Source organism: Micromonospora sp. NPDC049060, from assembly GCF_040649055.1.
GTDB lineage: Bacteria > Actinomycetota > Actinomycetes > Mycobacteriales > Micromonosporaceae > Micromonospora > Micromonospora reichwaldensis.
Genome location: NZ_JBEZEV010000013.1, coordinates 21,074 through 40,302, shown reverse-complemented (window position 1 = coordinate 40,302; position 19,229 = coordinate 21,074). Strand labels below are relative to the sequence as shown.

Genomic DNA, 19,229 nt, shown 5'->3' with positions numbered 1-19,229 from the left:
GTAAGGAGATCGGGGCCACTACGCCTCGGCGAAGACCTCCGCGACGACCCGCCCGGTGGCCGGCGTGTCGTCGGTCCGGTTCCAGGTGCCGTCGCGGGCCGTCCACTCCAGGTCGCCGAAGCGCACCCGCTTCACGCCGTGGTCCTGGGCGTGCGAGACCAGCCAGTGCGCGTACCGCCAGCCCCGCAGCTCGTCGGCGGCCGGGACCGTCAGGCCCGTCAGGTCCGCCGCGGTGGTCGCGCCGGCCAGGCCCCAGTCCAACGACAGGCCGCGGGTCAGCGCGGTCGCCGCGGCCTCGCCGCGCATCGCCGGGTCGCGGCCCACCGTGCAGGCGACCGCGCCGGTGGCGTGCCCGAGCAGGGCCCGGGTCAGCACCTCGGACTCGTCGGCCCACTTCTCGTACGCCTCCGGGAAGGCCGAGCGCTGCACCTTCTGCGCCGCGTCGGTGACCCGCATCTGCTCCCAGCCGCGCACCTTCTTCAGCCCGGCGTAGAACTTCCTGGCCGCGTAGCGGGGGTCACGGATCTGCTCCGGGGTGCCCCACCCCTGGCTGGGGCGCTGCTGGAACAGCCCGACCGAGTCACGGTCGCCGCCGGCGAGGTTGCGCAGGCCGGATTCCTGGTAGGCGGTGGCCAGCGCCACGACGACGGCCCGCTCGGGCATCTTCCGCTGGATGCCGATGGCCGCGATCGTCGCCGCGTTGGCCATCTGGTCGGGGTCCAGCGCCACCCGGCCGTCCGCCTGCACCGTGCAGGTCCGGCTGGCCAGGGGGAGGCGCAGCTGCCCGCCCATCTGCCGGATGACGATCCAGATCCCGACCGCGACGAGGACGACGAGGACGACACCGCCCGCCACGACTGCCCGAGTACGCACCCACACCCCCTGATCGACAGTCCGACAAGCGTACGTCCCTCGTGGTGCCTTCCGGGTCGTCCGACCGGTTCTCCACGAGCGCCGGGCGTGGCCCCGGCCCGCCGGGCGGACGCCCCGGCGGGCCGCCGGGACGCAACCCGCAGTCCCCGCTCACCGCGCGGCCACACCCCCGCCGCAGCCCGGTGTCACCGCTCGGCGCCCGCGTCGCCGTCGGCGGGCACCCAGCGCGCCGGCCGCTTCTCCCGGAACGCCAGGACGCCCTCGCGTCCCTCCTCCGACAGGAAGTACCCGGTCGAGAGGGTGGACAGGTCGGCGATCTCCGCCCGCAGGTCCGCGGCGGGCGGCCGGCGCAGCAACTGCTTCGCCCCGGCCAGCGCGCCCGGTGCCCCCCGCACCAGAGAGTCGCAGTACCCCGCAACCGCCGCGTCCAGTCCGTCCGCCGGCACGGCGGCGGTGACCAGGCCGATATCGGCCGCCCGCCGGCCGTCGAAGGTGTCGCCGGTCAGGTAGAGCGCGGCAGCCGCGCGGGGGTGCAGGCGGGGCAGCACGGTCGCGGAGATGACCGCCGGCACCACGCCGATCCGCACCTCGGTGAAGGCGAACGTCGCCTCCCGCGCGCACACCGCCAGGTCGGCCGCCGCGATGAGACCGAGGCCGCCCGCCCGGGCCGGGCCGGCCACCTTCGCCACCACCGGCTTCGGGCACTCCCAGACCGCCGCGAGCACGTCGCCGAGCATCCCGGCCGGCACGGTCCCGCTGGCGTACGCGGCGGCCGTCTCCTTCAGGTCCGCGCCGGAGCAGAAGACCGGGCCCGCGTGGTCGAGCACGATCACGCGTACGGCGTCGTCGGCGACCGCCTCGGCGAGGCCGGCCAGCAGCTGGGTCATCAGCGGCGTGGAGAGCGCGTTGCGGTTGTGCGGGCTGTCCAGGGTGAGCGTGGTCACCCCACGGGCCGTGGCGACCCGTACGAGCGCGTCGGGAGAGGTCATGGAAGGGCACACTAGTGGCCATGCCCGGCGTCCTTCCAGAAGGCGAAACCGTCCCCGTCGACGGCTCGCTGCCCGCCACCGCCACCCGAGCCGTCGGCGCGCGCGGCTTCGGCGTGTACGTGCACGTGCCGTTCTGCGCCAGCCGCTGCGGCTACTGCGACTTCAACACGTACACGGCCGCCGAACTGGGCGGCGGGGCCAGCCGGGAGGGCTACGCCGACACCGTGCTGGCCGAGCTGGCGCTCGCCCGCCGGGTGCTGGGCGACGTACCGCCGCCCCGGGTGGACACGGTCTTCGTCGGCGGCGGCACCCCGACCCTGCTCCCCGCCGACGATTTGGCCCGGATCCTCGACGGCATCGACCGCACCTGGGGGCTGGCGCCCGGCGCCGAGGTGACCACCGAGGCCAATCCGGAGTCGGTCACGCCCGAGTCGCTGAAGGCGCTGCGGGCCGCCGGCTACACCCGGATCTCGCTGGGCATGCAGTCCGCCGCGTCGGGGGTGCTGGCGATCCTCGACCGCACGCACAGCGCCGGCCGGGCCGTCGCCGCCGCCCGCGAGGCCCGCGACGCCGGGTTCGACCACGTCAACCTGGACCTGATCTACGGCACGCCGGGGGAGACCGAGGCGGACTTCGCCGCCTCCCTCGACCAGGTCGTCGCCGCCGGGGTGGACCACGTCAGCGCGTACGCCCTGATCGTGGAGGACGGCACGCGGCTGGCCGCCCGGATGCGGCGCGGCGAGCTGCCGTACCCCTCCGACGACGTCGCCGCGGACCGCTACCTCGCCGCGGACGCCGCCCTCGGCGCGGCCGGCCTCTCCTGGTACGAGGTGTCCAACTGGGCCCGCGACGAGGCGGCCCGGTGCCGGCACAACCTGCTCTACTGGACCGGCGCCGACTGGTGGGGCCTCGGCCCGGGGGCGCACAGCCACGTCGGCGGCGTGCGCTGGTGGAACGTCAAGCACCCCACGACGTACGCGAAGCGGCTGGCGGCGGGCGGCTCGCCCGGCCTGGCCCGCGAGGTGCTCACGGCCGACGAGGCGCACATGGAGGACGTCATGCTCCGGCTGCGCCTCGCCTCCGGGCTGCCCCTGGACGCCCTCGACGACGCCGGTCGGGCCGGCGCCGCGCGGGCCCTCGCCGACGGGCTGCTGGCCGCCGACGAGCACGCGGCCGGCCGGGCCGTGCTGACCCTGCGGGGCCGGCTGCTCGCCGACGCGGTCGTCCGCGACCTGCTGCCCTGAACCGCGTGCCGGGGCCGGCCGGGGGAGCGGCCGACCCGGGTCACTTGGTGAAGGTGTAGGTCAACGGGTAGCGGTAGAGCACGCCTTCGTTGGCCTTGAGCCCGCCGATGATGCCGAAGATCAGCGGCACCAGCCAGACGAGCATGGGAACGAAGAACAGCACCCCGCAGGTGATCAGCGTGACCACCCAGCTCAGCACCCCGACGATCGTCCAGGTGAGCTGGAAGTTCAGCGCCGCGGCGGCGTGCGCCCGGGCGGTCGGCGACTGTTGCCCCCGGACCATCAGCGCGATGAGCGGCGCCAGCCAGCCGAGCATGCCGCCGCCGACGATCACGCCGGCCGCGCCGCCGAAGTGGGCGATCAGGGCCCAGTTCTTGTCCTCGTTGCTGGCGTAGCCGCCCGTCGGCGGTCCATAGCCGCCACCGGCCGGATAGCCGGCCCCCGGCGCTCCGTAGCCGCCGGGCGCTCCGTAGCCGCCGGGCGGTCCGTAGTCGCCGGGCGGGGGATAGCCACCAGGCGGTGGGTAGTCGCCGGGCGGAGGGTAGCCGCCCGACGGCGGCTGGTCACCGGTGGGCGGCGGATAGCCACCGGGTGGAGGATGGCTGCCCGGGCCCGGTGCCCCGGACAGTGGTGCGGTGGGGTCGCCGTAGCCGGCGGGGCCGGGAACCCCCGACGGGGCGGTCGGGTCCGGCGGGAAGCCGGGGTCCCCCGCTCCGGGAGGGCGAGGTGGTTCAGTCATGGAGGTCACGGTAGGGGCAGCCGGCAAGGCGGCACCAGCGCGACACCGGCCGGGACGCCCGGAACACCGGCCCCACGGGGGCGTCGGGCGGGCCCGCGCGGTCGCCGATCGGACTGATCACCCCAGGTCGATCATCGCGCGGGCGGCCCCGCCGACGTAGACTGGCACTCGCTACAGTCGAGTGCCAGCAGCCCGCCCCGGCCCCCCGCGTGCCGGGGCCGACGTGCGACAGGAGGTGGGGAGGATGGGTCTCGACGACCGCAAGCTCGCCGTGCTGCGCGCGATCGTCGAGGACTACGTCGCCACGCAGGAGCCCGTCGGCAGCAAGGCGCTGGTCGAGCGGCACCAGTTGGGGGTCTCACCGGCGACCGTCCGCAACGACATGGCCGTGCTGGAGGAGGAGGGCTACATCCGCCAGCCGCACACCAGTGCCGGCCGGGTGCCCACCGACCGGGGCTACCGGCTCTTCGTGGACCGGCTGTCCCGGGTGAAGCCGCTCAGCCCGGCCGAGCGCCGGGCGATCGAGCGTTTCCTGGTCGGCGCCGTCGACCTCGACGACGTGGTGCACCGCACCGTCCGGCTGCTGGCGCAACTCACCCGGCAGGTCGCCGTCGTGCAGTACCCGAGCCTGGCCCGTTCCTCGGTGCGCCACCTGGAGCTGGTGCCGATCTCCACCACCCGGCTGATGCTGGTCATGATCGCCGACACCGGCCGGGTCGAGCAGCGGCTGGTCGAGCTGCCCGCGCCGATCCCCGCCGACGACGTCACGGACCTGCGCCGGCTGGTCAACGAGAAGCTGGTCGGCACCCGGCTGTCGGAGACCCCGCCGCTGGTGCAGGCGCTCGTCGAGGAGTCGGTGCCGCACCTGCGCCCGGCCATGACCACCCTCTCCACCGTGCTGCTGGAGACGCTGATCGAGCGGCACGAGGAGCGGATCGCGCTGGCCGGGACGGCCAACCTCACCCGCGGCGGCCTGCTCGACTTCCAGGGCTCCCTGCGCCCCATCCTGGAGGCGCTGGAGGAGGAGGTCGTCATGCTCAAGCTCATCGGCGAGGCGGAGCCGAGCACGACGCGGGTGCTGATCGGCGACGAGAACGAGATCGACAACCTGCGCGCCGCCTCGGTGGTCAGCACCGGCTACGGGCCGGGCGCGACCAGCGTCGGCGGCCTCGGCGTGCTGGGGCCGACCCGGATGGACTACCCCGGCACCATCGCCACGGTGCGGGCCGTGGCACGCTACGTGGGCGAGCTGCTGGCCCAGAACTGACCAGTCAGGGCCGACGGCCGGCTCCGGCCGCCGACCGGCGCAACGCGAGACGAACATGAGGACACGGAACGCAGTGGCCAGGGACTACTACGGCATTCTCGGCGTGAGCCGGGAAGCCTCCGACGACGAGATCAAGCGCGCCTACCGCAAGTTGGCGCGGCAGTTCCACCCGGACGTGAATCCGGATCCGGAGGCCCAGGAGAAGTTCAAGGACATCAACGCCGCGTACGAGGTCCTCTCGGACGACCGGAAACGGCAGATCGTCGACCTGGGCGGTGACCCGCTCGCCCCCGGGGGCGGGGGCGCGGGTGGCCCGGGCGGCCCCGGCGGCGCCGGCCCGTTCGTCGGCTTCCAGGACATCATGGACGCGTTCTTCGGCGGCGCGGCCGGCGGTTCGCGGGGTCCGCGACCGCGGACCCGGCCCGGCGCCGACGCGATCCTGCGGCTAGAGCTGGACCTGCACGAGACCGCGTTCGGCGTCGAGGCGCCGATCACCGTCGACACCGCCGTGCTCTGCACCACCTGCTCCGGCGCCGGCACGGCGGCCGGCACCCACCTGGCCACCTGTGAGGCGTGCGCCGGCCGGGGCGAGGTGCAGTCCGTGCAGCGCACCTTCCTCGGCCAGGTGGTCTCCGCTCGGCCGTGCACGGTCTGCCAGGGCTACGGCACCACCATCCCGCACCCGTGCCCGACCTGCGCCGGCGACGGCCGCGTCCGCACCCGCCGTTCGCTGACCGTCAAGATCCCGGCCGGCGTCGAGGACGGCATGCGCATCCGCCTCGCCCAGCAGGGTGAGGTCGGCCCGGGCGGCGGCACGGCCGGCGACCTCTACGTGGAGATCCACGAGCGGCCCCACGACGTCTACTCCCGCAAGGGCGACGACCTGCACTGCCGGGTCACGGTGCCGATGACCGCGGCGGCCCTCGGCACCCGGCTGACCATCAAGACGCTGGACAGCGAGGAGACGGTCGACGTCAAGGCCGGCACCCAGCCGGGCAGCACGCTGCGGCTGCGCGCCCGGGGCGTGCCGCACCTGCGTGGCACCGGCCGGGGTGACCTCTACGTCCACCTCGACGTGCGCACCCCCACCAAGCTCGACGCCGACCAGGAGAAGATGCTGCGCGACTTCGCCAAGACCCGGGGCGAGGAGGTCGCCGAGCTCACCAAGCAGGGCGGCTTCTTCTCCCGGATGCGCGACGCCTTCAACGGCCACGCCTGAGCGGCCTGACCGCCCCGGCGTCCGCCGGGGCGGCTAGCCTGATCGTCGTGTCCGCGCCGCTGTTCCTGGTCGAGTCGCTGCCCACCGCCGACCAGCTCACCCTGGGCGGCCCCGAGGGGCACCACGCCGCCACGGTGCAACGACTGCGCGTCGGCGAGGAACTCCTGCTCGCCGACGGCCGGGGCGGCACCGCGTCCGCGGTGGTCACGGCCGTCGGCCGGGGCAGCCTCGACCTCGAGGTCACCTCCCGGGGGTACGTGGACGCGGCCGTCCCCCGGCTCGTCGTGGTGCAGGGCATCGCCAAGGGCGACCGGGGCGAGCTGGCCGTGCAGGCGATGACCGAGGTCGGGGTGGACGAGATCGTGCCCTGGGCGGCGTCCCGCTCGGTGGCGCAGTGGCGCGGCGACCGGGGCGCCCGGGCCCGGGAGAAGTGGGTGGCGACGGCCCGGGAGGCGGCGAAGCAGGCCCGCCGGTCGTGGCTGCCGGTGGTGGCCGGCGCCCCCGACGAGTCCACCGCGACGGTGGCCCGCCGGATCGCGGGCGCCGCCGCGACGTTCGTCCTGCACGAGGAGGCGCGGGAGCGGCTGACCACCGTCGAGCTGCCCGCCGCCGGTGAGATCGTGCTGGTCGTCGGCCCGGAGGGCGGCATCGCCCCGGCCGAGCTGACCGCCTTCACCGAGGCCGGCGCCCGGCCGGTGCGGCTGGGGCCCTCGGTCCTGCGTACGTCGACCGCCGGGGTGGCTGCCCTCAGTGTCCTGGCCACCCGCCTCGGCCACTGGTGACCGCCGGCGGCACCCGACCCGACGGGGGCGGTCACGAGCGGTGCGGCCTCGTCGGCGACCGTCGCTGGCCACGGCATCTCGTCCGGGATGGTCGGGGCGCGCGTCCGGCGGGGGTCAGAGCCTGGGAAAGACGTGCACCGTCTGCTCCTCCGGGTCCAGGTCCAGCCCGGCCGGGCCGATGATCAGCGGGTCCGGTACGCCGACCACCTCGTGGTCCTTGTCGTAGTAGTCGAAGCGGCTCAGCACGTGGCGCATCGCCTCGATCCGGGCCCGCTTCTTGTCGTTGCTCTTCAACACCGTCCACGGTGCGTCGGCGGTGTCGGTGTAGAAGAACATCGCCTCCTTGGCCTCGGTGTACTCGTCCCACTTGTCGAGCGAGGCGATGTCCATGTCGGAGAGCTTCCACTGCCGCACCGGGTCCACCTGGCGGACGGCGAACCGGGTGCGCTGTTCGTTCTGGGACACCGAGAACCAGAACTTGACCAGGCGGATGCCCGAGCGCACCAGCATCCTCTCCAGTTCGGGGGCCTGGCGGAGGAACTCGAGGTACTCCTTGCGGGTGCAGAAACCCATCACCCGCTCCACCCCGGCGCGGTTGTACCAGGACCGGTCGAACAGCACGATCTCGCCGGCCGCCGGCAGGTGCCCGAGCCACCGCTGGAAGTACCACTGGGTGGACTCCCGCTCGTTCGGCTTGGCGAGGGCCACCACCGACGCGCCGCGCGGATTGAGGTGCTCCATGAAGCGCTTGATCGTCCCGCCCTTGCCGGCCGCGTCGCGCCCCTCGAAGAGGATCACGAGCCGCTCACCGGACTCCCGGATCCAGTCCTGGAGCTTCAGCAGCTCGATCTGGAGCAGCCGCTTGTGGTGGTCGTACTCCGTGCGCTCCATGCGCTCGTCGTACGGGTAGTCCTCCCGCCAGGTGTCCACCGGGCTGCCGTCCGGGCGCAGCAGTACGGGATCGTCGTCGTGACCGTCGACCACCTGGTAGTCGTCGGTGAGGTCCAGCACGCTGTCCGTCATGCCGGCAACCCTTACCCCGGCAGTGCCCACCGTCACCCCCGCCACGCTGGGAGTTCGCTGAGGACCGGGCCGGTCAGCTGCGCAGGTAGGAGGCGCCGTTGAGGTCGACGATGGTGCCGGAGGCCCACTCCGCCTGCGGGGAGGCGAGCCAGTGCACGGCGGCGGCGATCTCCTCGGGGCGGGCCACCCGGTTGAACGGGCTCTGCGCCCGGATCGCGGCGCCCCGCTCCCCGCTCAGGTGTCCGGTGGTCATGTCGGTCTCCACGAAGCCCGGGGCGACCGTCGCGATCGTGATGCCGTACGGGGCGAGGGCCACCGCCAGCGACTGCCCCAGCGCGTTCAGCCCCGCCTTGCTCGCCCCGTACGCCGGCTGCTCCGGCTCGCCCCGGAACGCCCCGCGGGAGGAGACGTTGACGATCCGGCCGCCCCGGTCGCGGCCCGTACGGCGTCCGGGTCGGTGAGGTCGGCGCGGACCACGACGTGCCCCTCACCGGGCAGTTCGGCGCGTAGCCGCTCGGCCAGCTCCGCCGAGTCCCGGTGGTGGATCGCCACCCGGTCGCCGCCTGCCGCGAACGCGGTCGCCACCGCCCGCCCGATGCCGCGCGAGGCCCCCGTCACCAGTACCGCCCGTGAAGTCACGCCGGCCATCATGCCCGGCCCGCCCGGGTGCAAGGAAGGGACCCTTCCGCTACCGAAGGCGTTGACAGGGTGCCCTTCCTTACACTGCCCCGCATGGGAACCGACTGCCTCTTCTGCCGCATCGTCGCCGGCGAGATCCCGGCCACGATCGTCCGGGAAACCGCCACCACGCTCGCCTTCCGTGACATCGACCCGAAGGCGCCGGTGCACGTGCTGGTCATCCCGAAGGAGCACTACGCCGACGTGGCGGCCCTCGCCCAGGGCGATCCGGCGCTGGCCGGGGAGGTGCTCGCCACGGCCGCCACCGTGGCCGAGGACGAGGGACTGCTCGGTGACGGCTTCCGGCTGATGTTCAACACCGGCGCGTACGGCGGCCAGGAGGTCTTCCACGTGCACGCGCACGTGCTCGGCGGGGCGCCACTGGGCCCGATGCTGGCCCGGAACCTCGCATGACGGCGGTCGACGACCGCCTGTCGCGGATGGTCCGGACGGTCCAGGCGCAGGCCCGGGTGCCGGCGGTGTCGGCGGCCCTGCACCGGGCGGACCGCCCGCTCTGGACGTGCGCCGTCGGCGGGACCGGCAACGACACCGAGCTGGGGCCGGGCACCCGGTTCCGGATCGGGTCGGTCACGAAGACGTTCACCGCCGTGCTGACCCTCCAGTGCCGCGACGACGGCCTGCTGGACCTCGACGATCCGCTGGACCGGCACCTGGACCTGCCGGCCCACGGCGAGCTGACGGTGCGCCGGCTGCTGTCGCACACCGCCGGCCTGCAACGCGAGCCGTACGGCGACGTCTGGGACACCCTGCGCACGCCGGACGCCGACGGGCTGGTCGCCGACCTGGCCCGGGCCGAGCGGGTGCTGCCCCCGGGCCGCCGCTACCACTACTCGAACCTCGGCATGGCGCTGCTCGGCCGGCTCGTCGGCCACCTGCGGGGCGGCACCTGGGCGGAGGCGCTCGCCGAGCGGGTGCTGACCCCGCTGGGACTGGCCGCGACCTCGACGGAACCCGGGCCGCACGCCGCGACGGGGTTCCTGGTCGACGCCTACTCCGACGAGGCGCGCCCCGAGCCGCCGACCGACTTCAGGGCGGTCGGTCCGGCGGCGCAGCTCTGGAGCACCGCCTCCGACATGGCCCGCTGGGCGGCCTTCCTCGCCGACCCGGCGGCGCTGGACCCGGCCGGCGCCGTGCTCGCCCCGGCCACGCTGGACGAGATGCGCTGGCCGGCGACGGTCACCGACGAGACGCTCTGGGCCGGCGGCTTCGGGCTGGGGCTGATCCTGGTGCCGCAGGGCAAGCGGATCATGCACGTCGGCCACGACGGCGCGATGCCCGGCTTCCTGGCCGGCGTCTACGGCCGGCGCGGCGGGGAGGGCACTCCCGGCGCCATGGGGGTCGCGGTACTCGGCTCCTCCGGCACCGCCGGCGAGGTCCTCGACCTGCCGCACCGGCTGCTGGCCGCCGCGGTCGAGCACGACCCCGCCGACGTCACGCCGTGGCAGCCGGGCCCGCCCGCCCCCGAGGGCGTACGCGGGCTGCTCGGCCGCTGGTGGGGGGAGGGTTTCGAGTACGTCTTCTCCTGGCACGACGGCGAGCTGCGGGCCCGGGGCGCCGACGATCCGGCCGGAAAGCCGCCGTCGGTCTTCGTCGCGCTGCCGGACCGGCCGGACGTGTTCCGCACGGTCTCCGGCCGGGAGGCGGGGGAGCTGCTCCGGCTGACCCGGGACGAGCGCGGCACGGTGGTGCGGATGCACTGGGCGACCTACCGGTTCACCCGGCACCAGGAGACCTTCGAGCGGTACGACTTCCGAGCCGGCTCCTGACGTGCGCGACCGGACGGCCCGGACGGACCAGCCCCGGCCGGATCCGTCCGGGCCGCGGACGAGGTGACCGGTCCGCCCGTGCCCCACGCGCGGAAATGGGCAGGGTGCCGCCGCTGTTGGAAAGATAAGATGGCAGTAACGTCAGCGCGCCGCGCCAGCAGGCCGGCGCCGAGATCGAGAGCAGGTGCGCAGGGCCCCTCGGCCCGACCTATGACCGGCACCCCACCTCCCGGCCCGCCCCGGGTGCAGACCAGGATCACCGTCCCGGATTCCAAGATCATGGTCAACCTGCTCGGCGCGGGTGACGAGATCCTGCGACTGGTCGAGCGCTCGGTCGACAGCGACGTGCACGTCCGGGGCAACGAGATCACCATCACCGGCGCCCCCGCCGACAACGCCCTCGCCGAGCGGATCTTCAGCGAGCTGCTGGAACTCATCGAGAAAGGCGAGACCCTGACCACTGACGCCGTGCGGCGTACCGTCGGCATGCTCGAGCAGGGCGGCGCCGAGCGGCCCGCCGAGGTCCTGACGCTCAACATCCTCTCCCGGCGCGGCCGCACCATCCGTCCCAAGACGCTGGGGCAGAAGCGCTACGTCGACGCGATCGACGCGCACACCATCGTCTTCGGCATCGGCCCCGCCGGCACCGGCAAGACCTACCTGGCGATGGCGAAGGCCGTCCAGGCGTTGCAGGCCAAGCAGGTCAACCGGATCATCCTGACCCGGCCGGCGGTCGAGGCGGGGGAGCGGCTCGGCTTCCTGCCCGGCACGCTCAACGAGAAGATCGACCCCTACCTGCGCCCGCTCTACGACGCGCTGCACGACATGCTCGACCCGGATTCCATCCCCAAGCTGATGGCGGCGGGCACGATCGAGGTCGCGCCGCTGGCATATATGCGGGGAAGAACTTTGAATGACGCCTTCATCATCCTCGACGAGGCGCAGAACACCACGCCCGAGCAGATGAAGATGTTCCTCACCCGGCTCGGCTTCAATTCCAAGATCGTCGTCACCGGTGACGTCACCCAGGTGGACCTGCCCGGCGGCACGACCAGCGGCCTGCGGGTGGTCCGGGAGATCCTGGAGAACGTGGAGGACGTGCACTTCGCCGAGCTCTCCAGCTCCGACGTGGTCCGCCACCGGCTGGTCGGGGAGATCGTCGACGCGTACGCCCGCTGGGACGAGCGGGAGAACCAGCAGGCGCAGAGCGTGCACGCCGTGCCGGGGCGGTCCGCCCAGGGCGGCCGGGCCGGCCGGCGCCGCTAGACCGAGGGAAGACTGTTGTCCATCGAGATCGCCAACGAGTCGGGTGTCGACGTCGACACCGACGCCGTGCTCGCCGTGGCCCGGCACGCCCTCGACGAGATGGGGGTCAACCCCCTCGCCGAGCTGTCCGTGCTGCTGGTCGACATCGACTACATGACCGAGCTCAACCACCGGTGGATGGGCGGCGACGGCCCGACCGACGTGCTCGCCTTCCCCATGGACGAGGGCAGCGTCGACCACGGGCCCGGTGAGACGTCCGCCGCCGGCGGCGAGCCCGCACTGCTCGGCGACATCGTGCTCTGCCCGGAGGTGGCGGCCAAGCAGGCGGCCACCGCCGGTCACGCCGCCGCCGACGAGCTGCACCTGCTCACCGTGCACGGGGTGCTGCACCTGCTCGGCTACGACCACGCCGAGCCGGAGGAGGAACGGGAGATGTTCGCCCTCCAGGCCCGGCTGCTGGCGAGCTGGCGGTCGACCCGGTCCCGGTGATGGCCACCCCGACACTGGCGGCCGCCGCCACCGGCCTGCCCGACCTGCAACTGCTGGTCTTCGCGGCCGGCCTGGTGGTGCTGGCCGGCCTCATCGCCATGACCGAAGCGGCCCTCGCCGCGGTCTCGCCCGCCCGCGCCGCCGAGCTGGCCCGCGACGGCGCGCGGGGCGCACGGACGCTCCAGGCCGTCGCCGGGGACGTGGTCCGCCACCTCAACCTCCTGCTCCTGCTGCGGCTGCTCGCCGAGCTGACCGCCACCACCCTGGTGGCGCTGGTCGCGGTCGACACCTTCGGCGCGGGCTGGCGTGCGGCGCTGGTCACCGCCGGCGCGATGACCGTGATCAGCTTCGTGGTGGTCGGGGTCGGCCCCCGGACCATCGGTCGGCAGCACGCGTACGTGGTCGGGCGGTCCGTCGCCCCGCTCGTCCGCTGGCTGGGCCGGGCGCTCAACCCGCTCGCCTCGCTGCTGATCCTGATCGGCAACGCGGTCACGCCGGGCCGGGGCTTCCGGGAGGGGCCGTTCGCCACCCAGGTGGAGCTGCGCGAGCTGGTCGACCTGGCCGAGCAGCGCGGCGTCGTGGAGCACGGCGAGCGGCAGATGATCCACTCGGTCTTCGCGCTCGGCGACACCATCGCCCGGGAGGTGATGGTGCCGCGTACCGAGATGGTGTGGATAGAGGAACGCAAGACGCTCTCCCAGGCGTTGGCGCTCTTCCTGCGCTCCGGTTTCTCCCGGATCCCGGTCATCGGCGAGAGCGTCGACGACGTGCTCGGCGTGCTCTACCTCAAGGACCTGATCCGGCGGACCCAGGGCGGTGCCCCGGAGGACCGGCAGCTCCCGGTCGCCGAGCTGATGCGCCCCGCCACCTTCGTGCCCGAGTCCAAGCCGGTCGACGACCTGCTCTCCGAGATGCAGGCCGCCCGCAACCACCTGGTCATCGTCGTCGACGAGTACGGCGGCACCGGCGGGCTGGTCACCATCGAGGACATCCTGGAGGAGATCGTCGGTGAGATCACCGACGAGTACGATGTCGAGCGCCCGCCGGTCGAGCACCTCGACGACGGGGCGGTGCGGGTCACCGCGCGGCTCCCGGTGGAGGATCTGGGCGAGCTGTTCGACACCGACCTCCCCACCGACGAGGTGGAGACCGTCGGCGGCCTGCTCGCCCAGTCCCTGGGCCGGGTCCCGATCCCCGGGGCGCAGGTCGAGGTCGCCGGGCTCCAGTTGGTCGCCGAGGGCACCACCGGCCGACGCAACCGGATCGACACCGTGCTGGTGAGCCGGGCGGAGTCGACCGACACGCAGAACGGCCCGGGGCGTGGCGAGCACGCCGAGCCCCGGGACGACACGAACCGATCCGAGGAGAGGCAACCCGCCGATGCCTGAGTCACCCGCCGTACCGGCCGCCCGGCCCACCCCGTCCGACCCGGTCGAGCTGAGCGCCGAGGACGGCAAGCTGGTCGTCCTGGCGCGGGGCGCGCGTGGCCGGGTGGGCGCCGTGGAGGGCGCGGCGGTCCGCGACCAGGACGGTCGGACGTACGCGGCGGCAAGCGTGTCGCTGCCCTCGTTGACGATCACCGCGCTCCAGCTCGCGGTGGCGTCCGCGGTGGCGGCCGGCGCGACCCGGCTGGAGGCCGCCGTGGTGGTCACCGAGGCGTCGACGCTGGACGGCGCGGGGCACGCGGCGGTACGCGACCTCGCCGCGGACGCGCCGATCCACGTGGCCGCCCCGGACGGGTCCGTCCTCGGCACGGTGGTCGAGTGAGCGATCTCCAGCCGCGCCCCTACCGGGCCGGGTTCGCCTGTTTCGTCGGCCGGCCGAACGCCGGCAAGTCGACGCTGACCAACGCGATCGTCGGGCAGAAGATCGCCATCACCTCGAACAAGCCGCAGACGACCAGGCACATCATCCGGGCCGTCCTGCACCGCCCGGAGTCCCAGCTCGTGCTGGTCGACACCCCGGGCCTGCACCGCCCCCGTACGCTGCTCGGCGAGCGCCTCAACGACCTGGTCCGGCAGACCTGGAGCGAGGTCGACGTGATCGGCCTCTGCATCCCGGCGGACGAGCCGATCGGGCGGGGCGACCGGTTCATCACCGGCGAGCTGGCCGAGTTGAAGGCCACGGTGCTGGCGGTGGTCACGAAGACCGACCTGGTGGACCGCAAGCGGCTGGCCGAGCAACTGCTCGCGGTCAGCGAGCTGGGTGAGTTCGCCGAGGTGGTGCCGGTCAGCGCGGTCTCCGGGCACCAGGTGGACACCCTGGTCGACGTGATGACCGGCTACCTTCCCGAGTCGCCGCAGCTCTATCCCGACGACATGCTCACCGACGACCCGGAGCAGGTGCTGGTCGCCGAGCTGATCCGGGAGGCCGCCCTGGAGGGCGTCCGCGACGAGCTGCCGCACTCCATCGCGGTGGTCGTCGAGGAGATGGTCCCCGAGGGCCGGCTCATGAAGATCTATGCCGATGTCTACGTCGAGCGCCCCAGCCAGAAGGCGATCGTGATCGGCCACCGGGCGAGCCGGCTCAAGCACGTCGGCACCACCGCCCGCCGGCAGATCGAGGAGCTGCTCGGCACCCGGGTCTACCTCGACCTGCACGTCCGGGTGGCGAAGGACTGGCAGCGGGATCCGAAGCAGCTACGCAAGCTGGGCTTCTGACGCCAGGGGCCGGGGCGCGCCGCGTCCCGGCCCAGAGCCCGTCCGACGCATGATCGGTATCGGTCGGACGTATGGAAGATGTCACCTTCTGGTGGGTTCTCTTCTGTTTGGCATGCTCGGCCCGGAGGGTAGGGGGTAGGAGAGCCCCCGTATCCCCGGACATAGATGCAGGCTGATGCGAAACCGATACCTGGACCTGCTCCGCTTCCTGGCCATCGTTCGAGTCGTCGTCTACCACGTCACAGGTTGGGCCACGCTGACCCTCGTCTTCCCGGCGATGTCGGTGATGTTCGCGCTCGCCGGCTCGCTGATGGCGGCCTCACTGCACCGGTGGGGGCCGGGGGCGGTCGTGCGCCGGCTGCGGCGCCTGCTGCCGTCGCTGTGGGTGCTCGCCGCCGTCTTCGTGCCGGCCATGCTGCTCACCGGGTTGCCGCTGAGCCCGAAGGTGCTGCTCTGGCTCTTTCCCATCGCCGACCCGCCGGCCAACGGCTGGGGCGCGATCGCGCTCAGCGTGATCTGGTACCTGCGCGACTACCTCTGGTTCGTGCTCGCCTCGCCGGTGGCCCTCTGGCTGTTCCGGCGCGCCCCGGTGCCGACCCTGATCGCCCCGTACGCCCTGCTCGCGGCGGCCGAACTGGGCCTGCTCCCGGCGCTGCCGGTGGCGCTGCACCAGTTCGGGCTCTACTTCGGGGCCTGGCTGCTCGGCTTCGCCCACCAGGCCGGCATGCTGCGCCGCCTCGCCAACCGGGTGCTGGTCCCGGTCGCGCTGGCCCTCGCCGCCGCCGGGGCCGCCTGGATCGTCACCCACCCCGGACCGCGCGGGTACGACCTGAACGACAACCCCCTGGGCAACGCCCTCTGGTCGGCGGCCTTCGTTCTCGTGCTGCTCGGTCGGGGGCCGGCGAGCGCACCCTGGGTGGACCGCAGCGCCGCGTTCGGCCGGGTGGTGACCATCTTCAACCGGCGGGCGCTCACCGTCTACCTGTGGCACATGCCGTTCGTGGTGGCGCTCACCCCGCTGGTCGACGTGGTGGGCTGGTCGCACCAGGACCCGCTCGGCCTGGCGATCCGGGTGGCGCTGGTCTTCGCGCTGGTCGCGGCGGTGACCGCCCTCGTCGGCTGGGTGGAGGACGTGGCCGCCCGCAGGCCGCCGGAGCTGGTCCCCGGCCGGGCCCGCCCCGGCCCGGCCACCATCGGCGCGCCCGCCGACGGCAGGGCCGGCGGACCGGCCACCCGGCACGGGGGCGACGGCAGGGCCGGCGGACCGGTCAGCGTGCGGGCGGTGGTGCCGGCGCCCCGGGCCGCGCGCGAGCCGGAGACCGTCGAGATCAACGCTGGGTGAGCGTGATGTCGCCGCTGCCGGTGGAGAGGTCGAGCACCAGCGTGGCGGACGGGTCGTCGGTGACGCCCAGCTCGGCGTCGCCGCCGTCGGTGGTGGAGCGGACCCGGTAGCGGCCCGCCGGCACGACCAGATCGACGCTCCCGCTGGAAGCGTGCACCCGCGCCGAGGCCGGCGTCGTGAGGTCGACGGTGATGTCCCCGGAGCCCGTCTCCGCGTCCACCCCGCCGCCGAGGCGGTGCCCGGTGATGTCGCCCGACGAGGTACGCAGCGTGGCCGCGGCCGCGACCTCGTCGACCTCGACGTTGCCGGAGCCGGTCTGGGCGCGTACGGGCCCGCCAGCGCCGGCCACCTGGATGTTGCCGGAGCCGGTCTCGGCGCGTACGGGGCCGCTGGAGGCGGTCACCCGGATGTTGCCCGAGCCGAGCCGCATCTCCACCGGGCCCACCCTGCTCAGGTCGACGTCACCGGAGCCGGTCTCGCCCTTCACGCTCACCCCGTCCGGGGCGGTGACCTCGTAGGAGATGCTGCACCGGGAACCGCAGTCGGTGTCCAGCACCAGCTCGCCGCCCTTGACCTCGTACGTCGCGTCGGGCTGACCGCCCTGGTAGCGCACCACCCGCTTGATCCGCACCTCGTCCTGCGCGCCGATGGCGCGGACGGTCACGTCGCCGGCCCCCGGGAGCACCCGGATGCTGTTGATCCGGACCGCCTCGGTGTTGTCGTAGTCGAGCCGGCGGAAGGACAGGTTGTCGCACCCGGCGGCGACGATCAGGGTGGTGGCCGCAGCGAGCGCGGCGGCGGTGCGGTGCAGAGCCATGCGAGCACGCTACGAGGCGTGACGGCCCCCGCGCATCGGGGTTCCGCGCGCGGACACCCCGAGCTGACCCTGATTCCGCACCCCGAGAGAGAATGGTCCGATGGCCGGGTACCGCCGACAGCTCTACCGCGACGACGCGGTGGTCCTGCGCGTGCAGAAGCTCGGCGAGTCCGACCGGATCATCACCCTGCTCACCCGCCGGCACGGCCGGCTCCGCGCAGTGGCCCGGGGGATCCGCCGCACCACCAGCAAGTTCGGTGCCCGGCTGGAGCCGTTCGGTCACGTCGACCTCCAGCTCGCCGGCGACCCGAAGGGCAACCTGGGCAGCTCGCTGCACACGGTCAGCCAGGTCGAGGGCATCGACCTCTACGGCAAGCGGTTCCTCGGCGACTATCCCCGCTACACGGCGGCCAGCGCGATCGCCGAGACCGCCGAGCGACTCACCCCCGTCGAACGGGAGCCGTCGCTGCGGCTGTTCCAGCTCACCCTGGGCGCGCTGCGGGCGCTCGCCGAGGGCAGCCACGCCACCACCCTGGTGCTCGACGCGTACCTGCTGCGGGGCATGACGCTCGCCGGCTGGGCGCCGGCGCTGACCGCCTGCGCCGTCTGCGGCACGCCGGGGCGGCACCGGGCGTTCTCCGTACCGGCCGGGGGCGCGGTCTGCCCGGACTGCCGGCCGCCCGGCGCGGCCCATCCGGCCCCGGCCACCATCGACCTGATGTCCGCGCTGACCAGCGGCGACTGGCGGGTCGCCGACGCCACCGAGACCGGCGTACGCCGGGAGTGCAGCGGCCTGGTCGCGGCACACCTGCAGTGGCACCTGGAGCGCGCGCTACGCTCGCTGCCGCTGGTCGACCGGGGCGCCCCGGGGGCCGGCCCGGTCCCGCCGCCGCCCGGCGTCGGGTCCGGTGCGGACGGTGTGAACAGGGGGAGAACCGAGTGATCCGATCGATGAGGGCCGGGCGTCGCGAGCCGGTGCCGCCGACTCCGCACCCGTCGGGCGCCCGGCCGCCGGCGCTGCCCGCCGACGCGGTGCCGAAGCACGTCGCCGTGGTGATGGACGGCAACGGCCGGTGGGCCAAGGATCGCGGGCTGCCCCGCACCAAGGGCCACGAGGCGGGGGAGTTCTCCCTCTTCGACACGGTCGAGGGCGCCATCGAGATGGGCATCCCCTACCTGTCGGCGTACGCCTTCTCCACGGAGAACTGGCGGCGCTCGCCGGACGAGGTCCGGTTCCTGATGGGCTTCAACCGCGACGTCATCCGCCGCCGCCGCGACCAGCTGGTCGACCTGGGGGTGCGGGTGGTCTGGTCCGGCCGGGCCGGCCGGCTCTGGAAGAGCGTCATCTCCGAGCTGCAGACGGCGGAGGAGATGTCCCGGGGCAACTCGACGCTGACCCTCCAGTTCTGCGTCAACTACGGCGGTCAGGCCGAGATCGCCGACGCCGCCGCCGCCATCGCCCGCGACGTGGCGGCGGGCCGGCTGGACCCTGAGAAGGTCAACGAGAAGACCGTCGCGAAGTACCTCTACCACCCGGAGATCCCCGAGGTGGACCTGTTCCTGCGTCCCTCCGGCGAGGAGCGGATCTCGAACTTCCTGCTCTGGCAGACCGCGTACGCCGAGCTGATCTTCCTCGACACGCTCTGGCCCGACTTCGACCGCCGCCACCTCTGGTACGCCTGCGAGCTCTACGCGCAGCGGGACCGTCGCTTCGGCGGCGCGCTGCCCAACCCGGTCGCCCCGCCGCCCGCCTGAGGCTTACCGCCCGCTCGTACGGGGTACCACGGTGGTCAGCAGCCACCGACGGAGGTGAACCCACATGATCCAGAAGCGTATTGCCCAGTGGGCGATGATGGCCGTCGCCGTGCCGTTGGCGGCGGCGGGCGCGCGCCGGCTCAGCCACACGCTGGAGGCCCGCCGCGGCCCGACCGGGGTGAGCCGCCTGCTCACCAAGGGCGCCGACATGCTCCGCCCGCAGAAGGCGAAGCGCCGCCGCTTCTTCTGACCACGCACCCGCCAACCCGTGACCTGACCCCACCCCCGACCCGTTCGTC

Annotated in this window: 20 protein-coding genes and 1 pseudogene; 15 read left to right on the top strand and 6 right to left on the bottom strand. The window is 73.8% G+C overall.

The genetic code is table 11. The annotated features are described in order from the left end of the window. Positions 1-18: 18 nt before the first annotated feature. Positions 19-879 carry a hypothetical protein gene (locus AB0B83_RS08435; protein WP_357577603.1) on the bottom strand — a complete coding sequence of 287 codons (861 nt, stop codon included), beginning with the start codon at positions 877-879 and terminating at the stop codon, positions 19-21. Positions 880-1,058: 179 nt separating this feature from the next. Further along, positions 1,059-1,862, bottom strand: coding sequence for an enoyl-CoA hydratase-related protein (locus tag AB0B83_RS08430; RefSeq protein WP_357577602.1), 804 nt, complete (start codon positions 1,860-1,862; stop codon positions 1,059-1,061). Between the two features lie 20 nt (positions 1,863-1,882). Here AB0B83_RS08430 and hemW point away from each other — a divergent pair, with 20 nt between their 5' ends. Then, positions 1,883-3,106: a radical SAM family heme chaperone HemW gene (gene hemW, locus AB0B83_RS08425; protein ID WP_357577601.1), complete on the top strand. Its 1,224-nt coding sequence runs from the start codon at positions 1,883-1,885 to the stop codon at positions 3,104-3,106. 40 nt (positions 3,107-3,146) lie between these two features. On the opposite strand, the gene AB0B83_RS08420 is transcribed toward hemW, so the two are convergent. After that, positions 3,147-3,845, bottom strand: coding sequence for a DUF4870 domain-containing protein (locus AB0B83_RS08420; protein WP_357577600.1), 699 nt, complete (start codon positions 3,843-3,845; stop codon positions 3,147-3,149). 244 nt (positions 3,846-4,089) lie between these two features. Between AB0B83_RS08420 and hrcA the strand changes: the two genes are divergently transcribed. The 3 genes from hrcA (at position 4,090) to AB0B83_RS08405 (ending at position 7,113) form a co-directional block, all read left to right on the top strand. Next, positions 4,090-5,112 carry a heat-inducible transcriptional repressor HrcA gene (hrcA, locus tag AB0B83_RS08415; RefSeq protein WP_151452815.1) on the top strand — a complete coding sequence of 341 codons (1,023 nt, stop codon included), beginning with the start codon at positions 4,090-4,092 and terminating at the stop codon, positions 5,110-5,112. A gap of 73 nt (positions 5,113-5,185) precedes the next feature. Beyond that, on the top strand, positions 5,186-6,331 hold the full coding sequence (dnaJ, locus tag AB0B83_RS08410) for a molecular chaperone DnaJ (protein ID WP_192581261.1): 1,146 nt from the start codon (positions 5,186-5,188) through the stop codon (positions 6,329-6,331). 47 nt (positions 6,332-6,378) lie between these two features. Further along, positions 6,379-7,113, top strand: coding sequence for a 16S rRNA (uracil(1498)-N(3))-methyltransferase (locus AB0B83_RS08405; RefSeq protein WP_357577599.1), 735 nt, complete (start codon positions 6,379-6,381; stop codon positions 7,111-7,113). 114 nt (positions 7,114-7,227) lie between these two features. Here AB0B83_RS08405 and ppk2 read toward each other — a convergent pair whose 3' ends face one another. Together ppk2 and AB0B83_RS08395 are read right to left on the bottom strand one after the other, a co-directional pair. Continuing rightward, positions 7,228-8,136, bottom strand: coding sequence for a polyphosphate kinase 2 (gene ppk2, locus AB0B83_RS08400; protein WP_151452819.1), 909 nt, complete (start codon positions 8,134-8,136; stop codon positions 7,228-7,230). Between the two features lie 73 nt (positions 8,137-8,209). Beyond that, positions 8,210-8,784: pseudogene (locus tag AB0B83_RS08395) on the bottom strand (SDR family oxidoreductase). Positions 8,785-8,868: 84 nt separating this feature from the next. Here AB0B83_RS08395 and AB0B83_RS08390 point away from each other — a divergent pair. From AB0B83_RS08390 to AB0B83_RS08355, 8 genes are all read left to right on the top strand, one after another. Then, a complete protein-coding gene (locus AB0B83_RS08390) occupies positions 8,869-9,228 on the top strand; it encodes a histidine triad nucleotide-binding protein (RefSeq protein ID WP_132240408.1) in 360 nt (119 codons plus the stop codon). Next, the gene (locus AB0B83_RS08385) at positions 9,225-10,601 is read left to right on the top strand and encodes a serine hydrolase domain-containing protein (protein WP_357577598.1); all 1,377 of its coding nucleotides are present in this window, start codon (positions 9,225-9,227) and stop codon (positions 10,599-10,601) included. The genes AB0B83_RS08390 and AB0B83_RS08385 overlap by 4 nt, the downstream gene beginning before the upstream one ends. A gap of 210 nt (positions 10,602-10,811) precedes the next feature. Continuing rightward, positions 10,812-11,867, top strand: a complete 1,056-nt coding sequence (locus AB0B83_RS08380; RefSeq protein WP_311413805.1) for a PhoH family protein — start codon at positions 10,812-10,814, stop codon at positions 11,865-11,867. A gap of 15 nt (positions 11,868-11,882) precedes the next feature. Then, on the top strand, positions 11,883-12,356 hold the full coding sequence (gene ybeY, locus AB0B83_RS08375; protein WP_132240405.1) for an rRNA maturation RNase YbeY: 474 nt from the start codon (positions 11,883-11,885) through the stop codon (positions 12,354-12,356). Next, entirely contained in the window at positions 12,332-13,744 is a 1,413-nt protein-coding gene (locus AB0B83_RS08370) for a hemolysin family protein (RefSeq protein ID WP_132240462.1), read from the top strand. Before ybeY ends, AB0B83_RS08370 begins: the two co-directional genes overlap by 25 nt. Continuing rightward, positions 13,737-14,123: a cytidine deaminase gene (locus AB0B83_RS08365; protein ID WP_101412356.1), complete on the top strand. Its 387-nt coding sequence runs from the start codon at positions 13,737-13,739 to the stop codon at positions 14,121-14,123. Before AB0B83_RS08370 ends, AB0B83_RS08365 begins: the two co-directional genes overlap by 8 nt. After that, a complete protein-coding gene (gene era / locus AB0B83_RS08360) occupies positions 14,120-15,016 on the top strand; it encodes a GTPase Era (RefSeq protein ID WP_151452825.1) in 897 nt (298 codons plus the stop codon). Before AB0B83_RS08365 ends, era begins: the two co-directional genes overlap by 4 nt. A gap of 175 nt (positions 15,017-15,191) precedes the next feature. Next, the gene (locus tag AB0B83_RS08355) at positions 15,192-16,358 is read left to right on the top strand and encodes an acyltransferase (RefSeq protein ID WP_357577597.1); all 1,167 of its coding nucleotides are present in this window, start codon (positions 15,192-15,194) and stop codon (positions 16,356-16,358) included. Here AB0B83_RS08355 and AB0B83_RS08350 read toward each other — a convergent pair. Beyond that, positions 16,345-17,175, bottom strand: coding sequence for a DUF4097 family beta strand repeat-containing protein (locus AB0B83_RS08350; protein WP_357577596.1), 831 nt, complete (start codon positions 17,173-17,175; stop codon positions 16,345-16,347). The two genes, AB0B83_RS08355 and AB0B83_RS08350, sit on opposite strands and share 14 nt — an antisense overlap. 100 nt (positions 17,176-17,275) lie before the next feature. Here AB0B83_RS08350 and recO point away from each other — a divergent pair, with 100 nt between their 5' ends. The 3 genes from recO (at position 17,276) to AB0B83_RS08335 (ending at position 19,180) form a co-directional block, all read left to right on the top strand. Next, positions 17,276-18,118: a DNA repair protein RecO gene (gene recO, locus AB0B83_RS08345; RefSeq protein WP_311413808.1), complete on the top strand. Its 843-nt coding sequence runs from the start codon at positions 17,276-17,278 to the stop codon at positions 18,116-18,118. 8 nt (positions 18,119-18,126) lie between these two features. Next, positions 18,127-18,930: an isoprenyl transferase gene (locus AB0B83_RS08340; RefSeq protein ID WP_357577649.1), complete on the top strand. Its 804-nt coding sequence runs from the start codon at positions 18,127-18,129 to the stop codon at positions 18,928-18,930. Positions 18,931-18,994: 64 nt separating this feature from the next. Beyond that, positions 18,995-19,180 carry a hypothetical protein gene (locus tag AB0B83_RS08335; RefSeq protein WP_311413809.1) on the top strand — a complete coding sequence of 62 codons (186 nt, stop codon included), beginning with the start codon at positions 18,995-18,997 and terminating at the stop codon, positions 19,178-19,180. The last annotated feature ends 49 nt before the right edge of the window (positions 19,181-19,229 follow it).

Bases quoted from the DNA above. Each gene is read 5' to 3' on its own strand.
- ppk2 (WP_151452819.1), bottom strand. From the start codon at position 8,136: ATGACGGACAGCGTGCTGGACCTCACCGACGACTACCAGGTGGTCGAC.
- AB0B83_RS08430 (WP_357577602.1), bottom strand. From the start codon at position 1,862: ATGACCTCTCCCGACGCGCTCGTACGGGTCGCCACGGCCCGTGGGGTG.
- AB0B83_RS08365 (WP_101412356.1), top strand. From the start codon at position 13,737: ATGCCTGAGTCACCCGCCGTACCGGCCGCCCGGCCCACCCCGTCCGAC.
- AB0B83_RS08385 (WP_357577598.1), top strand. From the start codon at position 9,225: ATGACGGCGGTCGACGACCGCCTGTCGCGGATGGTCCGGACGGTCCAG.
- AB0B83_RS08390 (WP_132240408.1), top strand. From the start codon at position 8,869: ATGGGAACCGACTGCCTCTTCTGCCGCATCGTCGCCGGCGAGATCCCG.
- AB0B83_RS08335 (WP_311413809.1), top strand. From the start codon at position 18,995: ATGATCCAGAAGCGTATTGCCCAGTGGGCGATGATGGCCGTCGCCGTG.
- AB0B83_RS08350 (WP_357577596.1), bottom strand. From the start codon at position 17,175: ATGGCTCTGCACCGCACCGCCGCCGCGCTCGCTGCGGCCACCACCCTG.
- hrcA (WP_151452815.1), top strand. From the start codon at position 4,090: ATGGGTCTCGACGACCGCAAGCTCGCCGTGCTGCGCGCGATCGTCGAG.
- AB0B83_RS08380 (WP_311413805.1), top strand. From the start codon at position 10,812: ATGACCGGCACCCCACCTCCCGGCCCGCCCCGGGTGCAGACCAGGATC.
- AB0B83_RS08340 (WP_357577649.1), top strand. From the start codon at position 18,127: ATGAGGGCCGGGCGTCGCGAGCCGGTGCCGCCGACTCCGCACCCGTCG.
- recO (WP_311413808.1), top strand. From the start codon at position 17,276: ATGGCCGGGTACCGCCGACAGCTCTACCGCGACGACGCGGTGGTCCTG.
- AB0B83_RS08355 (WP_357577597.1), top strand. From the start codon at position 15,192: ATGCGAAACCGATACCTGGACCTGCTCCGCTTCCTGGCCATCGTTCGA.
- hemW (WP_357577601.1), top strand. From the start codon at position 1,883: ATGCCCGGCGTCCTTCCAGAAGGCGAAACCGTCCCCGTCGACGGCTCG.
- AB0B83_RS08420 (WP_357577600.1), bottom strand. From the start codon at position 3,845: ATGACTGAACCACCTCGCCCTCCCGGAGCGGGGGACCCCGGCTTCCCG.